Annotated in this window: 19 protein-coding genes; 11 read left to right on the top strand and 8 right to left on the bottom strand. The window is 43.1% G+C overall.

What is annotated here, in order from left to right; genetic code table 11:
• Positions 1–14: 14 nt before the first annotated feature.
• The 5 genes from ACJVC5_RS01585 to ACJVC5_RS01565 are packed head-to-tail and all read right to left on the bottom strand — an operon-like array spanning position 15 to position 6,064.
• Positions 15–1,406 (bottom strand): TolC family protein, encoded by a 1,392-nt coding sequence (locus tag ACJVC5_RS01585; protein WP_408097631.1) that lies wholly within the window; start codon positions 1,404–1,406, stop codon positions 15–17.
• Between the two features lie 4 nt (positions 1,407–1,410).
• Positions 1,411–2,514, bottom strand: a complete 1,104-nt coding sequence (locus ACJVC5_RS01580; RefSeq protein WP_408097630.1) for an efflux RND transporter periplasmic adaptor subunit — start codon at positions 2,512–2,514, stop codon at positions 1,411–1,413.
• Positions 2,507–4,222 (bottom strand): hypothetical protein, encoded by a 1,716-nt coding sequence (locus tag ACJVC5_RS01575; RefSeq protein WP_408097629.1) that lies wholly within the window; start codon positions 4,220–4,222, stop codon positions 2,507–2,509. Before ACJVC5_RS01575 ends, ACJVC5_RS01580 begins: the two co-directional genes overlap by 8 nt.
• Positions 4,215–5,720: a sodium:solute symporter family transporter gene (locus ACJVC5_RS01570; RefSeq protein ID WP_408097628.1), complete on the bottom strand. Its 1,506-nt coding sequence runs from the start codon at positions 5,718–5,720 to the stop codon at positions 4,215–4,217. Before ACJVC5_RS01570 ends, ACJVC5_RS01575 begins: the two co-directional genes overlap by 8 nt.
• Positions 5,721–5,764: 44 nt before the next feature.
• The gene (locus tag ACJVC5_RS01565; protein ID WP_408097627.1) at positions 5,765–6,064 is read right to left on the bottom strand and encodes a hypothetical protein; all 300 of its coding nucleotides are present in this window, start codon (positions 6,062–6,064) and stop codon (positions 5,765–5,767) included.
• A 313-nt stretch (positions 6,065–6,377) separates the two neighbouring features.
• Here ACJVC5_RS01565 and ACJVC5_RS01560 point away from each other — a divergent pair, with 313 nt between their 5' ends.
• Entirely contained in the window at positions 6,378–8,087 is a 1,710-nt protein-coding gene (locus ACJVC5_RS01560) for a DEAD/DEAH box helicase (protein WP_408097626.1), read from the top strand.
• 142 nt (positions 8,088–8,229) lie between these two features.
• Positions 8,230–8,886, top strand: a complete 657-nt coding sequence (locus tag ACJVC5_RS01555; protein ID WP_408097625.1) for an FtsB family cell division protein — start codon at positions 8,230–8,232, stop codon at positions 8,884–8,886.
• A gap of 3 nt (positions 8,887–8,889) precedes the next feature.
• Here the strand turns inward: ACJVC5_RS01555 and ACJVC5_RS01550 are convergent, their stop codons facing one another.
• On the bottom strand, positions 8,890–9,390 hold the full coding sequence (locus ACJVC5_RS01550) for a DUF192 domain-containing protein (protein WP_408097624.1): 501 nt from the start codon (positions 9,388–9,390) through the stop codon (positions 8,890–8,892).
• Positions 9,391–9,456: 66 nt separating this feature from the next.
• On the opposite strand from ACJVC5_RS01550, the gene aspS reads away from it, so the two are divergent.
• The 3 genes from aspS (at position 9,457) to ACJVC5_RS01535 (ending at position 14,016) form a co-directional block, all read left to right on the top strand.
• Entirely contained in the window at positions 9,457–11,241 is a 1,785-nt protein-coding gene (gene aspS / locus ACJVC5_RS01545; RefSeq protein ID WP_408097623.1) for an aspartate--tRNA ligase, read from the top strand.
• Between the two features lie 7 nt (positions 11,242–11,248).
• A complete protein-coding gene (locus tag ACJVC5_RS01540) occupies positions 11,249–12,580 on the top strand; it encodes a response regulator (RefSeq protein ID WP_408097622.1) in 1,332 nt (443 codons plus the stop codon).
• Positions 12,581–12,717: 137 nt separating this feature from the next.
• Entirely contained in the window at positions 12,718–14,016 is a 1,299-nt protein-coding gene (locus ACJVC5_RS01535) for an HD domain-containing phosphohydrolase (protein WP_408097621.1), read from the top strand.
• Here the strand turns inward: ACJVC5_RS01535 and ACJVC5_RS01530 are convergent.
• Complete coding sequence (locus tag ACJVC5_RS01530; protein WP_408097620.1) at positions 14,013–14,591, bottom strand: hypothetical protein; 579 nt, start codon at positions 14,589–14,591, stop codon at positions 14,013–14,015. The genes ACJVC5_RS01535 and ACJVC5_RS01530 overlap by 4 nt on opposite strands.
• 44 nt (positions 14,592–14,635) lie before the next feature.
• On the bottom strand, positions 14,636–17,305 hold the full coding sequence (gene mutS / locus ACJVC5_RS01525; RefSeq protein WP_408097619.1) for a DNA mismatch repair protein MutS: 2,670 nt from the start codon (positions 17,303–17,305) through the stop codon (positions 14,636–14,638).
• 110 nt (positions 17,306–17,415) lie between these two features.
• Between mutS and ACJVC5_RS01520 the strand changes: the two genes are divergently transcribed.
• From ACJVC5_RS01520 to ACJVC5_RS01495, 6 genes are all read left to right on the top strand, one after another.
• Positions 17,416–18,417 (top strand): LptA/OstA family protein, encoded by a 1,002-nt coding sequence (locus ACJVC5_RS01520; RefSeq protein ID WP_408097618.1) that lies wholly within the window; start codon positions 17,416–17,418, stop codon positions 18,415–18,417.
• Positions 18,418–18,422: 5 nt separating this feature from the next.
• Positions 18,423–19,148: an LPS export ABC transporter ATP-binding protein gene (lptB, locus tag ACJVC5_RS01515; RefSeq protein WP_408097617.1), complete on the top strand. Its 726-nt coding sequence runs from the start codon at positions 18,423–18,425 to the stop codon at positions 19,146–19,148.
• Between the two features lie 10 nt (positions 19,149–19,158).
• Positions 19,159–20,613, top strand: coding sequence for an RNA polymerase factor sigma-54 (rpoN, locus tag ACJVC5_RS01510; RefSeq protein WP_408097616.1), 1,455 nt, complete (start codon positions 19,159–19,161; stop codon positions 20,611–20,613).
• 81 nt (positions 20,614–20,694) lie between these two features.
• On the top strand, positions 20,695–21,084 hold the full coding sequence (gene hpf / locus ACJVC5_RS01505) for a ribosome hibernation-promoting factor, HPF/YfiA family (RefSeq protein WP_408097615.1): 390 nt from the start codon (positions 20,695–20,697) through the stop codon (positions 21,082–21,084).
• Positions 21,085–21,206: 122 nt separating this feature from the next.
• The gene (locus ACJVC5_RS01500; RefSeq protein ID WP_408097614.1) at positions 21,207–21,443 is read left to right on the top strand and encodes an AbrB/MazE/SpoVT family DNA-binding domain-containing protein; all 237 of its coding nucleotides are present in this window, start codon (positions 21,207–21,209) and stop codon (positions 21,441–21,443) included.
• A gap of 7 nt (positions 21,444–21,450) precedes the next feature.
• Entirely contained in the window at positions 21,451–21,753 is a 303-nt protein-coding gene (locus tag ACJVC5_RS01495; protein ID WP_408097613.1) for a type II toxin-antitoxin system PemK/MazF family toxin, read from the top strand.
• Positions 21,754–21,769: the final 16 nt, after the last annotated feature.

Raw genomic sequence — 21,769 nt, 5'->3', positions numbered from 1 at the left:
CGAGGGCCTTTTTTTTACTCTGCTGTACTCACCAAAGCTTGATAGCTTAACAATGTGTCCATAAAAGCAAGCCGTGATTCATGAAAAGAGGCCTCTGCATTTGCTTGAGCTTCTTCTCTTAAGTTCACCAAATACAAGTTCCCTCCACCTGACTTAAATTTGTAGGTCTCTGAGGCCACTAGTTCTTTTGCTTTTGAGAATTCAATTTCAGATTGGGCCACTTGTTCCAGACGTAGATGAAGAGATTGTCTTAGGGCCATCACTTCAAACTTATACGATTGTTGCCCGAGTTTCATTTCACTTTGGGCCACCATTTTACGAGCGCGAGCGGCAGCAATGTTACCATTCCCTAAATTTCGTTCAATCGGAACATTGATTTGGGCCATCACCATCAAATAATCGCGAGGCATGGTGATATTGGCCTCCGTTCTTTGAAAGTACTCAGTTGTAACATCGATCTGAGGTTTGAGATCCTGCCGGGCAAGTTCCAAATCAACATCAGACTTCTCGACCCTCAAGGCGAGATTTTTCAAATCTGGGCGCTTGTTCATGAGTTCGTCGATACTGGAATTGAGGTCAAGATTCTCCATGAGAGTGGCAAGCTTGCTGGGATAGTCCTCATAAACTTCAGTAGAACTCGGAATGATGGGCTCGCCATTTTCATCTCGATAAAAAAGCGAGAGAGCAAACTCGGCCCGAAGCAGACGTTCTTTAGCGGACTGAAGTGAACCCTTGCGATTTGCTACGTATTGCTCATTCTCAGTCACAATAATTTTGGCAATATCACCCTTGGCATTTCGATCAAGTAGGTACTCATTTCGAGTTTCACCATTCTTGAGAAGTTCCTCGTAAACATTCTTTACCTTGTTGGCAGTGACCCATTCCCAGTAGGCAAGTTGGCCTAATCTTCCAATGTCGAGATCGGTTAATGTTTTCTCGGCCCTGGCCATTTTTGCGTCGAACTTCGCATTTTTAAATCTGGCGCGATCAGGGTCGAGTAAAAGATTTTTCCACAATGATAACTTCAAACCGAGAACTGAATAATTTCCCACTTGGCCAGTTGATACCGGGTTTCCGGTATTGTAGACCGGAGAAAATTTACCGTTGGCATTACTGATTTGCTCAGAACCCGCGTAGATCTTTGAGTTAGCAACTCTCAGAGGTTTTTCAAGAAAGGTACGAGATACAGTGCTGTTCCAATCATGTTTGGTTTGTCTCTTATAATCAGAAACAACTCTGGTATCAAAAGCACCTCGCGCACCTCTCACGGCCTCTTCTCCTGCACGCATTTTTTCCAGGGCCGCGATGACGGTTGGGTGATATTTCAAAGCGCTGTCTTTAACCAAGGCCGGAGAGATGGCCCCATAGACCGGCATGCTCATTAAAAAGAAAAAAAGATACTTCATGCTCTTACTCCGGAATCTCTTGGGTCGATGTCTCAAGTGCACTTGGGGCCGCATCGAGAGAAGGAGGGAAGCCGTTAAACTGTCTCCATAGTTCATAACCAAGTGCCACGTTATTAAGTAGAATCCATCCATTAACTCGAGTCCCCTGGCGGATGAAGCGTGACTCCGGCCATTTTTCATTCTTTTCTGGAAGAACAATGACTCGGAATAGACCCTCTGGTGTCGCGGTCTGATCTACAAAACTCACAACTCCACCGAATGTACCAACGGCAACTGACGGCCAGCCTGAGAACTGAATGGCGGGCCAACCTTCAAACTGAAGGCGGACCTTTCTTCCTTCATAGACCAGAGGAAGATCATTACCGCGAATGAAAATGTGGGCCGAAAGTTGACTACTTTTTGGAACGAAAATCGCGACCACTTGTCCCTGATTGACAACAACAGAGCTCGTACCAACGAGGAGTCTGACGATTGTTCCGTCTGTTGGTGCGAGTACCAATTGTGACTCTTGTCTCGAGAAGCGTGACTGCATTTGAGTGAAGTTTGCTAGGGCCTGGGCCTCTTCAGATTGTGCTGTCTTATAAGCGATGATCGCTTGTTCCATGTCCTTACGTGAGCTGATGCCTTTATTGTAAAGATCTGTCTGACGGTCATAATCGAACTTCGCGGTCTTTACCACCGCTTGGGCCGCTTCGTATTGGCTTTTTGCCGCTTCAAATTCCACTTTTAATCGGGCCATGTAGTTTGGATCGATGTCCACCAGTTCCATGACTGGATCACCTTGTTTTACAAATGAACCTTCTTTCACAAACCACTTTTTAATACGACCGGTAACAGTGGCGTGGATGTTCTGAACGCGATCCTGAGGAAGATAGGCCATCACTTTTCCTGAACCATCTGAAGTCTGCTGCCAAGGAATGGCAATCAAAAACACCATCATGAACAGAAAGAAAACAACCACTAAACGAGTAATAAGTTTTGCTGATTCGGGCAAATCATGAAGCTGAAGCATTTTTTTAGGAGTTTCAGCATAAGTCTCCTGATACGTGTCCGGGATGTTGGCGTAGGCCGAGACCGGATCTGTATTTTTCTTTTCTAACTTAGCCATTGTTTTCAATCTCCTTCAGAAGCTCGCTTTCGCCCTTGATGTCTCTCATTGAGGACCTTTCAAAAACAGTATAGCGATCGAAGTCACCTTTATAGAAACGCTGGGTAAAAAAGAGGAGAGTCCATGGATATTTTTTGTCCAGGAGTTCCTTATAAACCAGCTTACGTTTGTAACTTGAAATCTGCTCGAAATCAGGTGTGACAAGAAGAATTTTAGGTCTAAGCAAGAGAGCACGAGCAACTTGGATGGCCAGAAGCTGAGACTTCGAAAAAGGGAAACCGTTCGGACGAATAGGTGTATCAATCCCTTGTGGGAGTTTTGCGATGTTCTCCGTTAGACCTACGAGTGCCAGGACTTCTTCAATTTCGGTAGTGGTAAATTTTTTGTTCCCAAGCCCGATTAAATTTTCTCTTACAGTACCAGCAAAGAACTGATCATGACGGATGATCATGATGTGGTTTCTGACCTCTCCGATATCAACATCATCAACGAGAAGATTATCAAATTTGATTTTTCCTTCTCTGTGTTCTGAGAATCCCATCAGGGCCTCATAGAAAAGTTGAATTGAAGAAAAGCTTTTCACCAGGATCAAATTCTTAGTTCCCTCTTTGTAGCCAAAGTTGAACTCATAATTTGGCTCAAATTTAAGGCCCTCAAATGAGAAGTCATAACTCTTTGGAGTTTGAACATCATCCTTAACTTGTTCCAGTGGATAATCATAAAAACGGGCAGTCATATCCAAGGCAGTAGAGTAGTTGTAAACACTAAAGAAAAAGTTCTGAAGGTTTGGCAGACTGGCAATAATACTATTCACCACGAGAGCCGCCGCCACCAACTGACCGGCGGATAGTTCACCTTTAAGGACGAGAAAGCCGCCCATTCCTAAAAGTAGTATGTTCATCACTACGCCAAAAATTTGGAGACCTATGTGTTGGCGGAATTGAAAGTTGAAAAGATTATTTCTTACTTCCAACCAGCGGTTGAATAGATGAGTCATCTTACTATTGGAAAAGTCCTTGCCATTATCAGAGGAGAAAATGTTTCGAACACGTGAGAGCTCTTCCACCCAGCTGACAACTTCATATTTTCCATCTGCCTCTGGTGATCCTGCCTTCACTCCATCAGGTCCGAATAACATCCAGTTGATGAAAAGGAACTGGGCCATAAAGCCAGCAAAGCCCAGGAAGTAAGGGTGATAGAAAGCAAGAAGAGAGAAGCCAATCAGAAACTGGATAATAAAACCGAAACCACTCACAAAAAAGGTCACCATGCTTGATTGCATGATCATGATGTCAAAGTAGCGGTTAATCAGATCCGGAGAGTTCGCTTCTTTAAAATACTTGTCCTGGTACCAGGTCAGGCGTTCTGAAATAATCAAACCATAACGAACAAAAAGTCTTCGTTGAAGAATCTCTACCGTATAGGTTTGAATGGTCTGAAGCGTTCCACTACAAGACAAAATAAAAAGAAGTAGTAAGCAAAGAACCACGAGTGGTTGGGTCATTGTTCTTACACCGATGTTGTTGATGATCACTTGAATGGCAAGTGGGACGCCAAGACTTAACATACTTACTGCGAGTGTATTGATAACAATGGCCTTAATAAAACCGGTCTCGGGCTTGGCCATTAATTTTAGTTGGTCTCGGAAGCGTTCTCCCGATTTTATTCGATCATCTGATTTAAGATGAAATTGAAGTTTTCTACTCATATGTGTTCTCTTTTGGTGTATTTGAAAAATCGATCAGTTTTGAATAGATCCACATGAAAACAACGCTCGTTACCACTCCCACGAGAATGGTAAGTTGAGGATTGAATCCAAAACGGAAGTGGTTTAGCCCCATTCCTAGGAAACTTGTGAAAATACTCAAAATGATCAGGGTAGATGAGTAAGACATCTTAATATATTTCGAGAGCATCATCCGACATATAAAGAATGCCAGAAGAGGCGCTGTAGACAGGTAGGCGAAATGCATGCCGATTTTGATGGCCCCAGGGATCAGTGAGACAAGATGCGCGACAATAATAATGGCCACAGTGATAATGAAATTATCCAGATTGATGTACACTCTGAACATTTTCGATTTCTCACCACCCATTAGGTCGTTCCAGAACACCGCACTCATGGCGTTGATGGATGAATCCAAAGTCGACATACTTGCTGCAAGAATACTCGCCACCATGAGACCCTTCACCGGAGTAGGGAAGTAATTCTCAATGAGGTAAGAGAAAATCTTTTCAGGATGTGGAACTGATTGTCCGTGTTTTGTGTAGTAAGACCAAATGATCACACCTAGAGACAAAAACACTAAGTTTACCAGCAGAGAACCCACCGAAGACCAGGCAAGCGCTTGTTGGGCGGTCTTGACGTCTTTGGCCCCGAGAAATTTTTGAGTCAGATCCTGATCCACTCCGTGAGTGGCGGCATCATAAGCGGCACCGGCAATAATGCCGTAGATGAAACTGATAAAACTTCCACCAGTGGTCCAGAGGTTGAATTTACCGTTTTCCAGACCGAAGGCCGCAAGTTCTCCCCAAGTGAGGTTACTCATTTTTCCCACTACATAGTGGGCCATGAAACCACCAAGGATGAAAATAGTTGCTTGAAGCATATCAGTTCGAACAACCGCTTTCAGACCGCCGAGCATGATGTAGAGATAAGTCATGAGTGAAATCATGACCATCGCCATGAAAACAGAAATACCAAAGAATTCGGAAATAAGAATTGAACCGCCGAGGAGCTTTACACTTACCCCAACGAGTTTTGTAAAAATATAAAAGAAGGCAAAGGTTCTTTTGCCTGTTTGACCTTCTTGTCGAATATCGCTGTAACCATGAATCCCCCGAGCAAGGGCCTCAAAAATCGTCAGACCTTTTCCGTAAATTTTGGGAATGAAATACCAGGAGATGAATGATCGACTCAAACAAGCGCCGATCACAAATTTGAGGTAATTCATGTTATCAAAGTAAACGTAGGTCGGAATAATCAAGAATGCCATTGCGGAAAATTCAGTCGCAATAATCGAAAGGGTCGCTTCCCAGAAAGTAATACTTCTTCCTGCGAGATAGTGATTCTCGATTGCTTTTAATCCGCCTTTTCTTTTTGCCAGGGAATGTTTCTTCATGAATACATTCGCACCAACAGCAATGGAAAAGATCAGAACGATGTAGGCCACAACAACGGCTACATCAAGTGAACTTAATTGCATAAATCTTCCTTGATTTCAGTTACTTAAATTCTAAATGAGAATTTCTAAATCAAAAGGAAGTACTCTTTTTGCCGAGCTAAGCTATAGATGGGAAGGTAGTGAATAAATTCTGCAGAAGACCCTACAGATTCAGCAATAAGAACTATAGGAATGAAGTCTTGAGCAATGTGAACTGTGCGTTCTGAGTGTCTCAGTTCTGAGTTTCTGAGTGAATCACTTTGCCATGACGATGCTTGATGGATACCCGAAAGTTGTTCTGAATTAAATTCAACGGCAGGTAAATCGACCACCACTGATGTGATGGCGATTATGATCGCAAGAAAGTTAATCCAAATGAGTTTCATTAAAATAAATAGTAAGTGATTTTGGATGGCGATCAATAAAAATGTTGTAAATTCGACATACAAACTTAAGAGGCAAGATCTTGATATCATTCTAAAAGGGTAGGTTTTTCTTTAGATTCATAACGCGCTATTTACAAAGACCCTATGATGATGATAAATGGTCCTCAGTCGTATATTTTGTACCTTGTTCCCACCCGGATCTGTCGTCTATTAGGTCTAAGTGGTTCTCAAGGCTGTTTTGAGACCAATAGGACCAGGCCTCATCTACATTCAAAATGCGCATAACACTTACTTTCTCGAAAGGAGAAAACGCATGTCTTTTAATGATCTAGGACTCAAAGAGTCTTCACTCAAAGCAATTGCCAAAATGGGCTTTGAAAATCCATCTGAGATTCAAGCTCAGGCCATCCCTGTGCTTATGCAAGGTGATGTTGATTTTATCGGCCAGGCCCAGACAGGTTCTGGTAAAACAGCAGCTTTCGTTCTTCCACTACTTGAAAAATTAGATTTCAAATCACCAGCTCTACAAGCTGTCATTCTTGCTCCAACTCGTGAACTTGCTAACCAGATCAACGAAGAAATTCAGAAGCTATCTGCTTTCGAACCAATTCGTTCAATGTCTGTTTACGGCGGTACTTCAGTTGGTCTTCAAATTAAAGACTTCAAATCGAAAAAGCCCCAGGTTGTTGCTGGTACTCCAGGACGCGTGATGGATCTTATCGAACGTGGCGTTCTTAAATTTGATGCTACTAAATTCGTCATTCTAGATGAAGCTGATGAAATGCTAGATATGGGTTTCTTCGATGACGTAACAACGATCATTGATGAAATTCCTGAAAAAAGAATCTGGATGTTCTCTGCAACACTTCCAGGCCCGATCTCAGATCTGGTTAACCGTGAGTTCTCAAATCCGGTAACTGTTCGTGTAACGAAGAAAGTTCTTACAGCTGATTCAGTTGAGCAGAAAGCGGTTGTGGTTCGTCGTGAAAACGGTATCGAAGCTCTTTGCCGTTACATGGACTACTCTGACAATATGTATGCGATCATCTTCACTCGTACGAAGATCGGTGCCAAAGAACTTACTGATGAACTAAATGCTCGTGGCTATCCAACAGATGCTCTTCACGGAGATATGGATCAGGCCGCTCGTGATATGACGATGAAAAAGTTCAAAGAGAAGAAAATTAACCTTCTTGTTTGTACTGACGTTGCCGCTCGCGGTATCGACGTGAACAACCTTACTCACGTTATTAACTTCGGTCTTCCACAAGACAACGAATCATACGTTCACCGTATTGGTCGTACTGGTCGTGGTGGTCAGAAAGGTATCTCTCTTTCAATCATCGAGCCTAACGAACAAGGTCGCGTAGGTCAGATCGAGCGTCTTACAAAAGCAAAAATTGAGCGCGTTTTCCTTCCTAAAGTGAATGAAATCCGCGAGAAGATCCTTGAGAAATCACTTAAGCGTTTCACAGACCATATCGAGTCTTTCCATGATGAAGAAGTTCTTCATTATGATGCTTTCAAAGCGAAGTTCGATGAGCTTGATAAAGAAGACATCATTAAAGGTATTTACGGATTCATGTTCGAAAATACATTGAAGCGTTACCAGAAGGCCCAGGAAATTGATGTGGCCCCTCGTGGCCAGGGCGGGGACCGTCCTCAAGGCGCCCGCGTTCAAAACGGAATGCAGCGATTCTTCATCAACCTTGGAACAATGGACGGAGCAAATGCAGGCGAGCTTCTTAAATTTGTTTCAAATGCTTCTGGCGTTTCAGGCCGCAATATCGGTCGTATCGAAACGAAAGAGAAGTTTGCTTTCATTGAAGCTTCTTCAGAATTCACAGATGCTATCATGAACATCAAAGGTGAGATGTTTGGTAACCGTCGCGTTTCTATCGAACTTGCTACAGCTCCGGCCGGTGGCGGTCGTGGTTTCGGCGGTGGCGGTGGATACCGTGGGGGCAATCGCGGGGGCGACCGAGGTGGTCGTTCTGGCGGATACCGCGGCAACCGTTACTAATCGCGGCTAGGAAATTCCTGCCTCTATTATTTTAAATACTTGTAGCGCTTAGCTGACCATGTTAAATTGGAATTAACACACTAAATTAACATGGGCAGCTGGTGTCCCAAAAATACAGGATGTATTTTGCGTGGAATTAAGAATGAATCGACCGTCCTACGACGAGTATGAAGAAGTAGAATCGCCTTTCGCGTCAAAATCCTCTGAGAAATCCTCACCGAGCCGTGAACGATTGCGCACTCGAAAGAACGTATTTAATCGCCCCTTTGCGGCCGATTCTACAACTGCGCCCACTTATTTTGAAACAACTGCTACTCGCAAGGCCATTGGCACTGTCGATAATACTGATCTGATTGAACACCGTAAGAGTGAACTTTCAGAAACCCCCATTGAATATCTGGATGAGGAAGAAGAAGTAGAGGAGGAAGAGGTCGTTGAAAAACGTCCGGCCCGCTCGACGAATACTTCCACCAAGAAAAAAGACAAACTTAAAAAGAATCTACTCACTAAGATTGGCTGGTCAGTCATCGGACTTCTCGTTCTTCGCCTGATTTGCATGGATCGCGGTGTGTGGGATTATTTCTCAACTGAAGGTGTCATCAAGGAAAAGCTTGAGGAGCACGCTTCAATCCAAAAAGAGAACAGAGAACTTAAAACTGAGATTACCAAGATCCAAACGGACCGTAATTTTCAACGTTCGCTGGCAAAAGAGCACTTAGGTGTAATTGCAGCGGATGAGTTTCTGATTCTGTTTGCAGGTGAGTCAGCGGACGCACCTGAAACGAACCGCGATCTGTAACAATTATTTTACACTTTTAATTTTGGCCTCAGTCTCCTGAAGTGAGAGAGAGGATTTCCATTCCAACTTGTCACCAATCTTAAGTGCTTTGGCGATTTCTGAAGTTGATTTCATTTCCAGTACATGGCGACACCATACTCCACGAATGCGCGGAATGAGTTCCGGGCTGGCCCGACCAACGTAGTGGGGGGCACGACGAACGATGTCGAGAATCCTAAGATCTTTGTCCATGTAGAACAGGTCCAGATCGAAGTAGGTGTCTGGCATCCAGAAATATTTTTCAAAGTCCTCGGCATAGAAGAAGAGCATGCCTTGATTATCATCAAAGTCATCTTCTTTAACTCCCGATAGCCCTTGATTTTGGTCAGCTTCTGTAATCGCTAGAGTGGTATCAATTTTCACTCCGGCCGGTGTAACTAACTCCACTTTTTTCAGAGGGTCTCGTGACACACTTTGGCAGCTAAAGAGTACGAGTAGAAGAGCGAGAGTAAGAAATTTTCTCATGAAGTTTATTCCTGAATCAGGTATGATCACTAGATACCAGTCTATGCGATCCTTAGGAGTTTTCAAATGGCCAAAAATCTACCCGGTTCAATGCGCACTCATCACTGCGGAGAATTGCGGGAGTCCGATATCGGTAAAACAGTTACACTTTGTGGATGGATGAATAAGTACCGTAACCTTGGTGCTCTTCACTTCATCGACTTGCGCGATAAGTATGGCATTACTCAATTAGGCTTCGAATCCTTCAAGGGTGATATCAACGAACTAAGAAAATTCTCATTAGAGTCAGTGCTCCTAGCAAAGGGTAAAGTTGTTGCTCGTCCGGATGCAGCGAAAAATGCCAAGATGGCGACAGGTCTAGTTGAAGTACAGGTTGAAGAAATCAGACTTCTTTCTCTGGCCGAAGAAGTTCCATTCCTTCCACATGGTGCAGTTCCAGCGACTGAAGATCTTCGTCTTCGTTACCGTTACCTTGATCTTCGTTCTCAAAAGCTTCAGGACATTCTCACTCTTCGTTCAGAAACGACGAAGAAGGCACGTATGGCGCTTTATGAACTTGGTTTCAATGAAGTTGAAACTCCGATTCTTTATAAGACAACTCCTGAAGGCGCTCGTGACTATATTGTTCCTTCACGTGTGCACCCTGGAAAAGTTTATGCTCTTCCTCAGTCTCCACAGACTCTGAAGCAGCTTCTTATGATCGCCAACACCGATAAGTATTTCCAAATTTGCCGTTGTTTCCGTGATGAAGATCTACGTGCTGACCGTCAACCGGAATTCACCCAGATCGATATTGAGGTTTCGTTCCCGACTCTTGAATACATGAAGAACCTTGCGACTCACATGATGAGAAACATTTTCAACATGCCTGAGAATTTTGAAATGAAAGGTATCACGTATGACGAAGTAATGCGTGACTACGGTTCAGATAAACCAGATGTTCGTTTTGCTCTTAAGCAAATGGTTGTAACTGAACTTTTCAAAGGTTCAGCATTCACAACTTTCTCAGAAGTCGCTTCAGCTAAATACGGAATGGTTAAGGCCATGTTCGTTCCCGTTTCAATGGGTGTTCTTGCTCGTAAAGACATCGACGCTCTTACTGAAGTAGTTAAGCCTTACGGTGGTAAAGGTGTTGCTTGGTTTAAAGTAGAGAATGGCGCTGTTTCTGGTGGTATCTCGAAATTTATTGATGCCAACATGCTGAACGCTCTTTCTGAGAAATCGGTCGAGAAGGGTGATGGTCTTTGGTTATTCTGCGCCGATAAAAATGAAAACATTGCTCATGACTGTGCGGATGCCGTTAGACGCCATCTTGGAAAAACATTGAACCTCATTAAGACGGATGAATACGCCTTCCTATGGGTCTATGATTTCCCACTTTTTGATTACGATGCTGAAACAAACTCTCTTCACGCAAAACACCACCCATTCACTCGTCCAAAAGATGAAGACATGGAGCTCTATTACTCAAACGATAAATCTCTAATCAAGAACGTTAAAGCATACGCCTACGATATCGTTTGTAACGGTTACGAGCTCGGCGGTGGTTCAATGCGTATCTTTGATAACAAACAACAGTCACGCATGTTTGAACTTCTTGGCTTTACACCGGAAGATGCTCAACATCAGTTTGGTTTCTTCATTGAAGCTCTTAAATATGGAACACCTCCGCATGCAGGTATGGCATTCGGTATGGATCGTCTTATTATGCAGCTTGCGAGAACTGATTCAATTCGTGACGTAATTGCGTTCCCTAAAACAGCTTCTGCTACTGACCTTATGGCAAGTTCACCTTCAAAACCGAATCCTGCTCAGACGAAAGAGCTTGGATTCAAATGGCTAGAGGAGTAGGCGTATAATGAGTTACATCCTTGTTGTGGATGATGAAGCGGACATTCGCGATGTTTGCGAAATGCTCCTGAAAAGATCCTTCCCATTGGATGTAGCGACCGCTAGTTCGGGTCACCATGCTTTACAAGTCATGCAGGAAAAAGGGAAACCTGTCCTGATTGTCTCAGATTTTAGAATGCCGGACGGTGACGGACAATTTCTTCATCAATCTTTGGTTGAGCGCCATTGGAACATTCCGTTTGTGATTTGTTCTTCTGATCCGAAGAACGTTCTTGAGGCCCGTATACCAGGGCTTCAGGGTTATCTTGAAAAGCCAAGAATCTTCAGACCTCTGATTGATGTGGTGGAGTCCATCCTTGGTCATCAAGACATTCTTCCAAATTTTGTGCCGGTTCGCATTTCCCTTCTTATGCGTTGGGGATCAAGCAGCTGCAATCTCTACATGAAGCTGTCAGAAGGAAAGTACATCAAGGTCATCAATGCCGGTGAGGCCTTCATGACCGATGATGCCGGACGATTTTATTCGAAAGGTCTTCACCATCTTTACGTGACCTATGAAGATGCCGAAGGTTACTTAAGAAACATTGAACAGAATATGACCTCTCTGGTGAAGTCTAAGGACACTCCATTGGATTTGGCGGTTGTGACTCTGGAGTCGCTTGAGTCGATTGAAAGACTCGCGGCCTCGTTAGGGTGGACCCCGGAAGTGATAGGTGCGGCCAAGCGTGGAGTTGATCTCGCTATTAAGGCCGTAAGTGCGGAACCAAGTATCTTAAAGCTTCTTAAAAACAAACTTCAGAATTCTACCTCGTCTTATAGTTCGCATGTTGGGCTAATGTCCCTTCTTACTTGTGGGTTTTGTTATCAGTTAGGCTGGACCAGTGAATCGACACAAATGAAATTGGGTCTTGCTTCGCTCATGCACGATATAACTATTGATGAAGAGATTTATAAGGATCCCATTATCTGGAACCAAGCGGCCTCAGATCCATTGGACAAGACTCCTGAAGTGGTGAAGTATCGTAATCATCCAGGTGACGCTGCTAATTTACTATTAACGATTAAAAATCTTCCACCAGATGTGGATCAAATTATCCTTCAGCATCACGAAACAAAAGATGGATTAGGTTTTCCAAGAGGTCTAACTTCAAGTCGTATTAGTCCGATGGCCTCAGTGTTCATCATTACGGAAGATCTCATTTCTTATATTGAAGGCTTCAAAGATATAGATGCTCGCGTTTTACAATTCCTTAAGGAAAAAGAAAGCCGCTATAACTCGGGGAATTTTAAGAAAGTTTTCGAGGCCCTGAAAGCAAGTGTCGAAAATGCAAGGCTATGAGTCTTTAGTCAATTAAGTTTCGCTTAATAAAGTCACTCTCAATGCCTTGAAATTCAAGCAACTCTTGCCTCGTCATCACTGGGGCAAGAGAGTGGTAATATAGAGTGGTGAATAATTCTTCAAAGTACATTCTACTCATGGATCCTAATCCGGAGATTTTGAATCTCCAGGAGACTGCTTTGAGCTGCTTTTATAGCGGAGAAATTTTTGCGTTCGAAGATTCTCTTCGCGCTCTCGAAGTGATTCAGAAGAAAGGTGTTCCTGAAATGATCATCATGGATCATAGGAATCTGACTGAAGATGATTCATTGTTCTATCGCCATCTGGATGTTGAAAAACTGGCAACTCCACTTATTGTTTGTTCGGAGAACGCTCAAGAAGATAAATTCATGAATTTTTATCCGCTGGTCACGGCGATGATAGAAAAGCCATTGAGTGTCAGTTCATTTACTTATTTAGTGAAGAGCATTTCAACTCTTCAAACTCGTCAGCCGACCCATGTTCCGATTAAGATTCCAACTCTACTCCGTTTAGGAATGGGGCATTTTGATCTTTATCTGAAGCTCTCAGATAAAAACTTTGTGAAGATCATTCACAAAGGTGAGCCTTTCTTTGATTCAGATGCTAATAAACTTTTTTCTAAGGGAATCAGAGAACTTTTTATTAAGTATGAGGACAGTAAGGAATTTCTGAAGTTTCTCGAAAAAGAAATGAACGTTGAGAGTGGGAATACGGTTGAAGGTATTTCTCTGGCGATTGAAAACGTAGAGGCCATTGAGCAAATTGCCAAGTTCATGAACTGGTCGCCTTCAGTGTTAGTGTCGGCCCAAAAAAGCGTCTCTCAGGCAGTTAAAATTCTTTCTAAAAATAACAATATCATTAGTGTTCTTAAACGTCGTCTTGCTAATCCGACATCGGCCTATTCCCGTCACGTAGGTCTTCTGACATATATGGTGTGCGCTTTCGGTTCATCAATTGGATGGATCGGCGAGAGTGGGCAAGTAAAGCTTGCCATGGCGGCCCTTCTTCACGATGTGGCAGTAGATGAGGCCATTTATGAAAATCTCCGTGAATGGGACAAGAGGGCATCACATTCAGGGGACAAATCTCCGGACACGATTCGTTATCGTATGCATCCATTTGAGGCCTCAAAACTAGTGAAAACTTTGGACGCCTTTTCTCCGGATGTGGATCAAATCATTCTTCAACATCATGAAGTGAAAGACGGCAGTGGTTTTCCACGTGCCCTGGATTCAGTTCGTATTGGCCACTTACCGGCCTTATTCATTATTGTAGAAGACTTGGTGGATTTCATTGATGATGGGGAGAACATTGAAACCAGTATCACTGATTTCATCACCTGGGGACGTGAATACTATGATAGTGGTCACTTCAAAAAGATCTTCACGGCCTTTGAAGAAAAACTGAAAGGTTAAGCGGCCCGAGCGTATTCTTCTACTACCTCTTGTTCATCAATCCGTTTTAAAAGATCAATGCTGTAATCTTCTCTGTGAAGAAGCATCTCATGGTAGAGATAGTCGTGCTTCTGAAGGTTCTGCCATTCTTCTCTTTTAGCGAGATAAAAAAGCCCCCCTGTTAGACACATAAAAAGAGAGTGAGCGGCCCAATAAAAGGCATCTCTGAAGCTTTGAGATGGCATCTTCATGCGTTTTTTAAAGGTAAACATGCCCCAGGTCTGACCCTGGTTTAAGAAGTAGCTTAAAAAGAAATACGAAAAGAGCATCATCGGCAACAAGGAACTGGCAAGAGAGAGCGTCGCATGCTCATCGAAGGCCAGGCGAAGGCTCTTGGTGTTCATGAAAAGTTTGATGGATTGGTTAAATACGGCCGCGCTAAAAGAAGTAAAAAAGGCCACTGCCAGGAAGTCCAAATAATGAGCTCCTAGAATTTTCCAAATCGGAGTCGGGCCTTTTTGGGTCTCTGGAAAGAGTAGTCTTTTTGAAAGTTTCTGTTCTTTAAGGGCGAATTCTTTTAAATCGATGGGGGCCATATTTACCTCTAAAAACCTTTCGGTTTTTAGAGGTAAAAGTTTAGTTAATGGTTCAACATTTGAGTCTTCAGATCATGAAGTTTCTGAAGGGCCTGCATAGGAGTGAGATTCATCACATCTAAGGCCTTTAAATCACTTTCAAGGTTACTTAAATAATCCGGAATTACTTCCACTTCAGGTGAAATGCTTGGAGCACCAAAGAAAGTTAATTGATTGCTGTTCACAATCTCTTTTGGTGTCGAATTATGGTTCTGTTCCAGCTCTTTTAAGATCTCGCGAGAGCGCTTAAGCACGTCACGTGGAAGACCTGCGAGTTCGGCCACATGGATACCAAAACTTTGAGTCGCACCTTCTTCAATAAGTTCATACAAGAATTGAACCTTTCCGTTTTTCTGTTCAGTACGAACAGTGAAGTTTTTTGCTTCCGGAAGTGTTTCTGCCAGTTCAATTAATTCATGGTAGTGAGTCGCAAAAAGGGTAATTGGTTTTAATTTTTTTACAAAGTGTTCAACCAGTGCCCAGGCAATTGAAAGACCATCATAAGTTGAAGTTCCGCGACCAATTTCATCCAGGATGATAAGAGAACGATCAGTGGCGTGACGAAGAATTTCCGCCGTCTCTGCCATCTCAACCATGAAGGTCGATTGACCTTTGATGATGTCATCTGAAGCACCCAAGCGTGAGAAGAGGTAATCACAAATTCCTAGTTCCACAGAGTGAGCAGGAACAAAACAGCCCATCTGGGCCAGGTACTGAATGATCGCCACTTCACGCATAACAGTCGTTTTACCGGCCATGTTTGGACCCGTAATAAGACCGAAATAACAACTTTCATCCAGAGTCACATTGTGGGTAACAAAACTATCTTTGATGTTTCTCTTGATGAGTGGGTGCCAGGCCCCGGTAATTTTCACGATCTTGCGATCAGCATGAAGAACAGGACGTACGAAGTTTTCTTGGAGAGAAATCCAGGCCAAAGACTGGAACACATCAATCTGGGCCATGCGTTTAGCAACGTCCAGAATCAGGTGTGATTGTTCTTCAATTCTATTGCTAAAGCCCTCGAAGATTTCTTTTTCCAGACGCACGAGTTTATCAAGCGCCGAAGTGACTTCTTTTTCAAAGGCCTCTAGTTCCGCAGTCACATAACGTTCGTTATTCACAAGAGTTTGTCTTCTCATAAAGCTCTTAGGAACTTTTGAGAGGTGAGAGTTAGAGACTTCAATGAAGTAACCAGAGATATTATTGTGCTTAATTTTTAGGTTTCCGATGCCTGTTTCAGCACGGTACTTGGCCTCAACTTTTAAAATCTCGTCAGCGGCAGAGTTAGAGAGATTCGCGAGACGATCTCTTTCCGCGGAAGCTCCTGGACGGATAAGATTTCCTTTATCGGCGTGGGCACCCATTTCATCATTGATGAAAATGCGGATGTCTTTCGCGAGCTTCTGAAGATATTCCATGTCCTTCTTAGGAAGTTTTTGGAAGAAGCTGAAACCAGCTGCGTCCATCTCTTTTTCAACGGCCAGGAATGTTTCAAACGCGTGAGCAAGATTTAGAACGTCTCCTGCATTTACTTTCTTGGTCGACACTTTCGCCATGATGCGATCAATGTCGCGCACGTCTTGAAGGTGAGTGCGAAGAGATTTGATGAAGTCTGGTTTTTTAATCAGACCCTCAATGAGATCCAAGCGTTTTTGAATAGGCGCGGCCTCGCAAAGAGGAGATTGGAAGAACTGACGGAGATATCGAGTACCCATCGAGGTCTTGGTTTTATCCATGAATCCTAAAAGGGAATTCATTTCTGTTTCACGTGAACGAGGGAAAATTTCAAGACCTGAAAGTGTCGCATAGGTCACTTTCATGGTCTCTTCGTTGTTCACAATTTTGAAAGGACGAAGGTGACTGATTTTTTCCAGCGTCTGAGTTGAAGTCACATAGTAACTTAAAGCACCAAGAGGCGAGAGCACTGCTGGTAATTGAGCAATGATGCCGTCACGCTGATAAGTTGGAATAAGTTTCTGAATGTAAAATCCAGTGTGCTTTTCTTCAAAGTACTCTGCCGAAAGATGTGTTTTAAGTGCATCAATCGAATGAAGATAATCATCCACCATTGGATAATTTTCCCATTGTCCCATGTAAGAAATAAATTCTTTTGGGCGAACCATGAGAAGTCTTTCACAGAACTCTTCGATCGTTTTGAAAGTTACGCCATAGAAGTCACCGGTAGTAAAATCTAAAAGCACGAGAATGAAGGAAGCACCATTTTTTAAACCAGCGGCAAGGAACTTGTTCTCAGTGGCAGTGGTTTTATCCAAATCGTAAGGCATACCCGGACTCACAATCTGAGTCACTCCACGCTTCACGATTCCTTTTACAGATTTTGGATCTTCTAGTTGTTCACAGATAACAACTTTCTTTCCTTGCTGAGAAATGCGGTCAACATAGGTCGCGGCCGCGTGGTGAGGAATACCGGCCATTGGAATTGGTACTTCACCAAGTTTTCCTCTTACGGTAAGAGAGATATTAAGAATACGAGCAGCTTCGCGGGCATCTTCAAAAAACATTTCATAGAAATCTCCCATTCGGAACATCAGGAGAATATCAGGGTACTGTTTTTTGACCTGATAGTACTGCTCCATCATTGGAGTTAACTTAACGCCAGAGGCAACTAGATTGGCCAGTGTGTGGCCTTCTTGAACTGATTGATTTTGCATGCGAATAAGCTACAAAAACCGAGGAAAAACGTCACCTGTTTTCACCTTACAATGCTAGGTAAATAGCACCTTTAACTGTCTGGAATTAAAGAAAAGAGTATAATGAACCTATGAAGATACGTGACCCTAAATCAATAATAATTATTTTAGCATTTGTTGCGATCAATGGATTCATTGTAGCGGCTTCTTTTTTAGAAGAAGAAGGGCCTCTTGATGCAAACAAAGTGGCCAAATCAATGGCACCAGAATTCACTGAGATTGAAAAACTTGATTACTTTCACTTGAAAGAAGGTGTGCCTCAAATGTCACTGGCCGCAGATAAGATGCGTTCGCAAGGTGAAGAGATGGCAGAGTTTGATTTTCCGAAAGGTGTTTATAATTATCAGGCAAAAAATAAAACGCTTCGTTACAGTGCAGACTTTGGTCTGTATAAAAAACAAAAAGAACTTCTCACTCTCGATGGAAAAGTAGAAGTTCTCTCTGATGAGGCCCAGTATTTCGCTGACAAGGTAAAATACTATTTCAAAAAAGATCTCATCGTCGGAACTGGTAACGTGAAATTTTTTGGAGACGATTTAAAATCCAAAGATCACGTCGAGATCACTTCGCTGCAAATGCGTGCCAACCCTCAATCACAACTTTCGACCTTCAAAGGGAACGTGAAAGGCTTTATGGCCCGTAAGAAAAAGTACGAAGGACGTCTTACGTTTGCATCTCAAGAACTTCAGATGGATGGGAATAAATCTCTCGCTGAATTACGTGGGGACGTGATGATGAAGCGAGAAGGGTATCTCATAACCTCTGGAAAAGCCGATATCTTCCTGGAAAACTATAATAAAAGTCTCAAGTATTTCGTCCTGAATGACGATGTGAAGGTGACGGAAAGATTGGAAACTCCTGAGGGAGTCACCGAGCGGAAGGCCTACGCGGAAAGACTGGAAGGTTTTGGACGCGAAGAAAAAATGGTGCTCTCTGGTGCGCCAAGAGTTGAGATGGGCAAGGATGTTATCAAAGGCTATCGCATTACCATCCGCGAGAACACGGAGCTGGTGGAAGTAGATGATGCGATGTCTGATATGCAAATTAAACGTGATAAAAAACTAAAGGAATAGTTTTTATGAATGCAAGCTTTCACGCGAGAGATCTTAAGAAAACATATAATGGCCGTGAGGTCGTAAAAAGTGTGAGCATAGATGTTGAAAGAGGCGAAGTCGTTGGACTTTTAGGTCCTAACGGTGCCGGAAAAACAACATCGTTTTATATGATGGTAGGACTGGTTAAGACTGATCGTGGTCAGATTAACTTAGATGGCGATGACATCACTGAACTACCGCTACATGTAAGGGCCCGAAAAGGAATCGGTTATCTTCCTCAGGAGGCCTCTGTTTTTAGAGAACTTTCGGTAGAAGAGAACATTTTTTCGGTGTTGGAAGTGAGAGATCTTTCCGATAAGGAAAGACAGAATGCCCTGGATGATCTTATTCGCGATTTTGGTTTGGATCACATCCGTAAATCAAAAGGACGAGAGTTGTCTGGTGGTGAGCGAAGAAGGGTCGAGATTGCCAGATCGCTGGCACTTAATCCGAAGTTTGTTCTTCTGGACGAACCATTCGCGGGAGTTGATCCACTGGCAGTGCATGACATCCAGTCGATCATCAAACGCTTGAAGCAGAAGAACATCGGAGTTTTGATTACGGATCACAACGTGAGAGAGACTCTGGGAATTGTAGATCGAGCATACATTATGAGTCGCGGTGAACTGCTTGTAAGTGGAACACCGGACGAGATCATAAATAATGAAATTGCCCGTAAGTTTTACTTAGGGGAAGAATTTAAGATGTAGGGGATTTCAAATGGCGATTAAAATGCATCAAGGGCTCAAGCAAACGCAAAGCCTAATGATCACGCCTCAGCTTCAGCAAGCGATTAAGCTTCTGACTCTTACCCACCTGGAAATGACAACACTCATCTCTCAGGAAATGGTTGAGAATCCAATGCTGGAAGAAGTTGACGGTGAAATGGATGCAGGTCCGGCCGAAGACACCCGCGAAGAAATGGAAACACAAGAGGCCACCGCAGAAAACTTCTCTGGCCCGGAACTGATCGAAGGCTCGAAAGACACTTTCGATTGGGAATCATACTCAGAATCATTTAACAGTTCTTCTTCATCTTCTCCGAACATGAAGGAAGCAACTTCTCCGGATGATTTACCTAGCTACGAAAACATGGTCTCTAAAGGCCAGTCACTTCAGGAACATCTTGAGTGGCAGCTTCGTATGGAAAGTCTTGAGACTGACCATCTGAATTTCTGTCTCGATCTGATTGGTAACATTGATGACGATGGTTACTTAGAAGTGCCATTTGATGAAATCGTTGCTCGTTCAAATATCACTGACCGTGATGAGGCCCTTGGTATGCTCGGTCTGGTTCAACACCTTGATCCGGTTGGATGTGGTGCTCAGAACCTGGAAGAGTGTCTGGGGATTCAGGCACGCATGCTTGAGGAGCGTTCTCCTCTGGTAGAACTTATCATTGAAAGAAATCTAAAAGACCTCGAGAAAAAAGATTACGCCAAGATCTCAAAAGATTTTGGAGTTTCGAAAGACAAGGTGAAGGACGCAGAACTCATTATCATGGGTCTAAATCCTAAACCTGGACGCCTCATTTCCTCTGAGGAAACTCAGTATGTGGTTCCTGATATCTTCGTGGCCGAAGTCGGTGGCGAATTTGTTGTACAGGTAAACGATGAAGGTGTTCCTCGTCTGCGAATTTCTAACCTTTATAAATCTCTGATTAAGAGCGGACAATCAGACGCTGAAGCGAAAGAGTTCGTTCAAGACAAACTTCGTGCGGCGATGTGGCTGATTAAGTCCATCGAGAACCGTCAGAAGACGATTTATAAAGTGGCGAACTCTATCGTTCGCACTCAGCAGGAGTTCTTTAAGAAAGGACCTGCCTTCTTAAAACCAATGATTCTTAAAGACATCGCCAACGAGATTGGCATGCACGAATCGACTGTATCACGTGTGACGACCAACAAGTTTATGCACACGCCGATCGGAACGTTCGAACTTAAATACTTCTTCAACGCCGGTATTGGCGGTAAGAACGGCGGTATTGATATCGCAGGCGAAAGCTTGAAACTTAAAATCAAAGAAATGATCGGGAATGAAGACCCTAAGCGTCCGCTCTCAGATCAGAAAATTTCTGAACTTTTAAGTACTAAAGATATCGTTGTTGCTCGCCGAACCGTTGCTAAATATCGTGAGATGATGGGCATTGCTCCTTCGTCGAAGCGTAAGAAGTAAAAGACCCAGGAGGTATGAATGACATAAAATTCGGTTAGTTTTTATGGTGTGCGATTACAAAATTTTTTAGAGGCACGTTTTATGAAATTAAAAATTACTTTTAAGCACCTAGACCACACTCCCGCACTTGATGAGCGCATCCGCGAAAAATCAGAAAAATTTGAAAAGTATTTCCAAGGTAATACGACCGTACAGTGGTTTTGCTGGGTTCATAACGATGAACACTGGGCAGAAATTAAAGTACATGGGCCGAAGTTTGACTTCTTCGCCAAAGCTTGTGCCGATAACATGTATAAGTCACTTGATCTGGTAGTCGATAAGATGGAACGCCAGGTAGAAAAACAAAAAGATCAAAAACGTAACAAAATGCATTCTCATCCATACGAGACTCCGAAGTATAAGGAGATCCAAAGATGTATTGATGACGAAGAAGAATACTACGAAAAATATTTGGAAGAAAAATCCGCTTAAAATATATACCCCTCCGAAGGGCCCGGTTCAGGGCCCTTTTTTTATGATCTTAAGGTTTACTACGGCGCCGTAGTGAAAATTGCGTCATTGACTTGATTGTTATAACAAGTTATAACTTGCTTATGAGTCAGGTAAAACTTCAAAAAATCGGCAACTCATTTGGTTTTAGGGTCTCTAAGAGTGATCTTGAACTCGCAGGCTTTGATGAATCTTTCGATTATGAATTAATCGCTGAGAAGGGCGTGATTGTGCTCGTCAAACGAAGACCTCACAATTCAAAATGGGTCTTTAAAAATACCGCCTTAACTCAAGAAGATAAAGCATGGTTGGAGTCGAAGCTTGAATCAGGAGATAAATAGAGGAGATGTGTGGCAAGTGTTGCTCGATCCAATCAAAGGATCAGAGCAGGCCGGTCATAGACCTTGCATTATCGTTTCTCCCGAGTCGATGAATGAGCAATTAGACACCATTATCGTGGTCCCCCTAAGCTCTCAAAAGCGTGACTGGCCAACCAGAGTCGATATTGAGTTTCTTGATGTGACTGGCCAAGCCCTCTGTGAACAAATCAGAACTGTTTCAAAAAAACGACTCACCAAAAAATTAGGGCATCTTCCTATTAAAGACATCCTTCAGGTGAAATTAGTTTTAAAACAAATGCTTATCGAGTAGCTCAATGCTAAGTTCG

The organism is Peredibacter sp. HCB2-198, from assembly GCF_045999315.1.
Taxonomy (GTDB): Bacteria; Bdellovibrionota; Bacteriovoracia; order Bacteriovoracales; family Bacteriovoracaceae; genus Peredibacter.
The sequence above is the reverse complement of the archived record's forward strand: the minus strand, read 5'-3'. Positions and strand labels throughout refer to the sequence as shown.

Bases quoted from the DNA above. Each gene is read 5' to 3' on its own strand.
- ACJVC5_RS01585 (WP_408097631.1), bottom strand. From the start codon at position 1,406: ATGAAGTATCTTTTTTTCTTTTTAATGAGCATGCCGGTCTATGGGGCC.
- ACJVC5_RS01580 (WP_408097630.1), bottom strand. From the start codon at position 2,514: ATGGCTAAGTTAGAAAAGAAAAATACAGATCCGGTCTCGGCCTACGCC.
- ACJVC5_RS01575 (WP_408097629.1), bottom strand. From the start codon at position 4,222: ATGAGTAGAAAACTTCAATTTCATCTTAAATCAGATGATCGAATAAAA.
- ACJVC5_RS01570 (WP_408097628.1), bottom strand. From the start codon at position 5,720: ATGCAATTAAGTTCACTTGATGTAGCCGTTGTTGTGGCCTACATCGTT.
- ACJVC5_RS01565 (WP_408097627.1), bottom strand. From the start codon at position 6,064: ATGAAACTCATTTGGATTAACTTTCTTGCGATCATAATCGCCATCACA.
- ACJVC5_RS01560 (WP_408097626.1), top strand. From the start codon at position 6,378: ATGTCTTTTAATGATCTAGGACTCAAAGAGTCTTCACTCAAAGCAATT.
- ACJVC5_RS01555 (WP_408097625.1), top strand. From the start codon at position 8,230: ATGAATCGACCGTCCTACGACGAGTATGAAGAAGTAGAATCGCCTTTC.
- ACJVC5_RS01550 (WP_408097624.1), bottom strand. From the start codon at position 9,390: ATGAGAAAATTTCTTACTCTCGCTCTTCTACTCGTACTCTTTAGCTGC.
- aspS (WP_408097623.1), top strand. From the start codon at position 9,457: ATGGCCAAAAATCTACCCGGTTCAATGCGCACTCATCACTGCGGAGAA.
- ACJVC5_RS01540 (WP_408097622.1), top strand. From the start codon at position 11,249: ATGAGTTACATCCTTGTTGTGGATGATGAAGCGGACATTCGCGATGTT.
- ACJVC5_RS01535 (WP_408097621.1), top strand. From the start codon at position 12,718: ATGGATCCTAATCCGGAGATTTTGAATCTCCAGGAGACTGCTTTGAGC.
- ACJVC5_RS01530 (WP_408097620.1), bottom strand. From the start codon at position 14,591: ATGGCCCCCATCGATTTAAAAGAATTCGCCCTTAAAGAACAGAAACTT.
- mutS (WP_408097619.1), bottom strand. From the start codon at position 17,305: ATGCAAAATCAATCAGTTCAAGAAGGCCACACACTGGCCAATCTAGTT.
- ACJVC5_RS01520 (WP_408097618.1), top strand. From the start codon at position 17,416: ATGAAGATACGTGACCCTAAATCAATAATAATTATTTTAGCATTTGTT.
- lptB (WP_408097617.1), top strand. From the start codon at position 18,423: ATGAATGCAAGCTTTCACGCGAGAGATCTTAAGAAAACATATAATGGC.
- rpoN (WP_408097616.1), top strand. From the start codon at position 19,159: ATGGCGATTAAAATGCATCAAGGGCTCAAGCAAACGCAAAGCCTAATG.
- hpf (WP_408097615.1), top strand. From the start codon at position 20,695: ATGAAATTAAAAATTACTTTTAAGCACCTAGACCACACTCCCGCACTT.
- ACJVC5_RS01500 (WP_408097614.1), top strand. From the start codon at position 21,207: ATGAGTCAGGTAAAACTTCAAAAAATCGGCAACTCATTTGGTTTTAGG.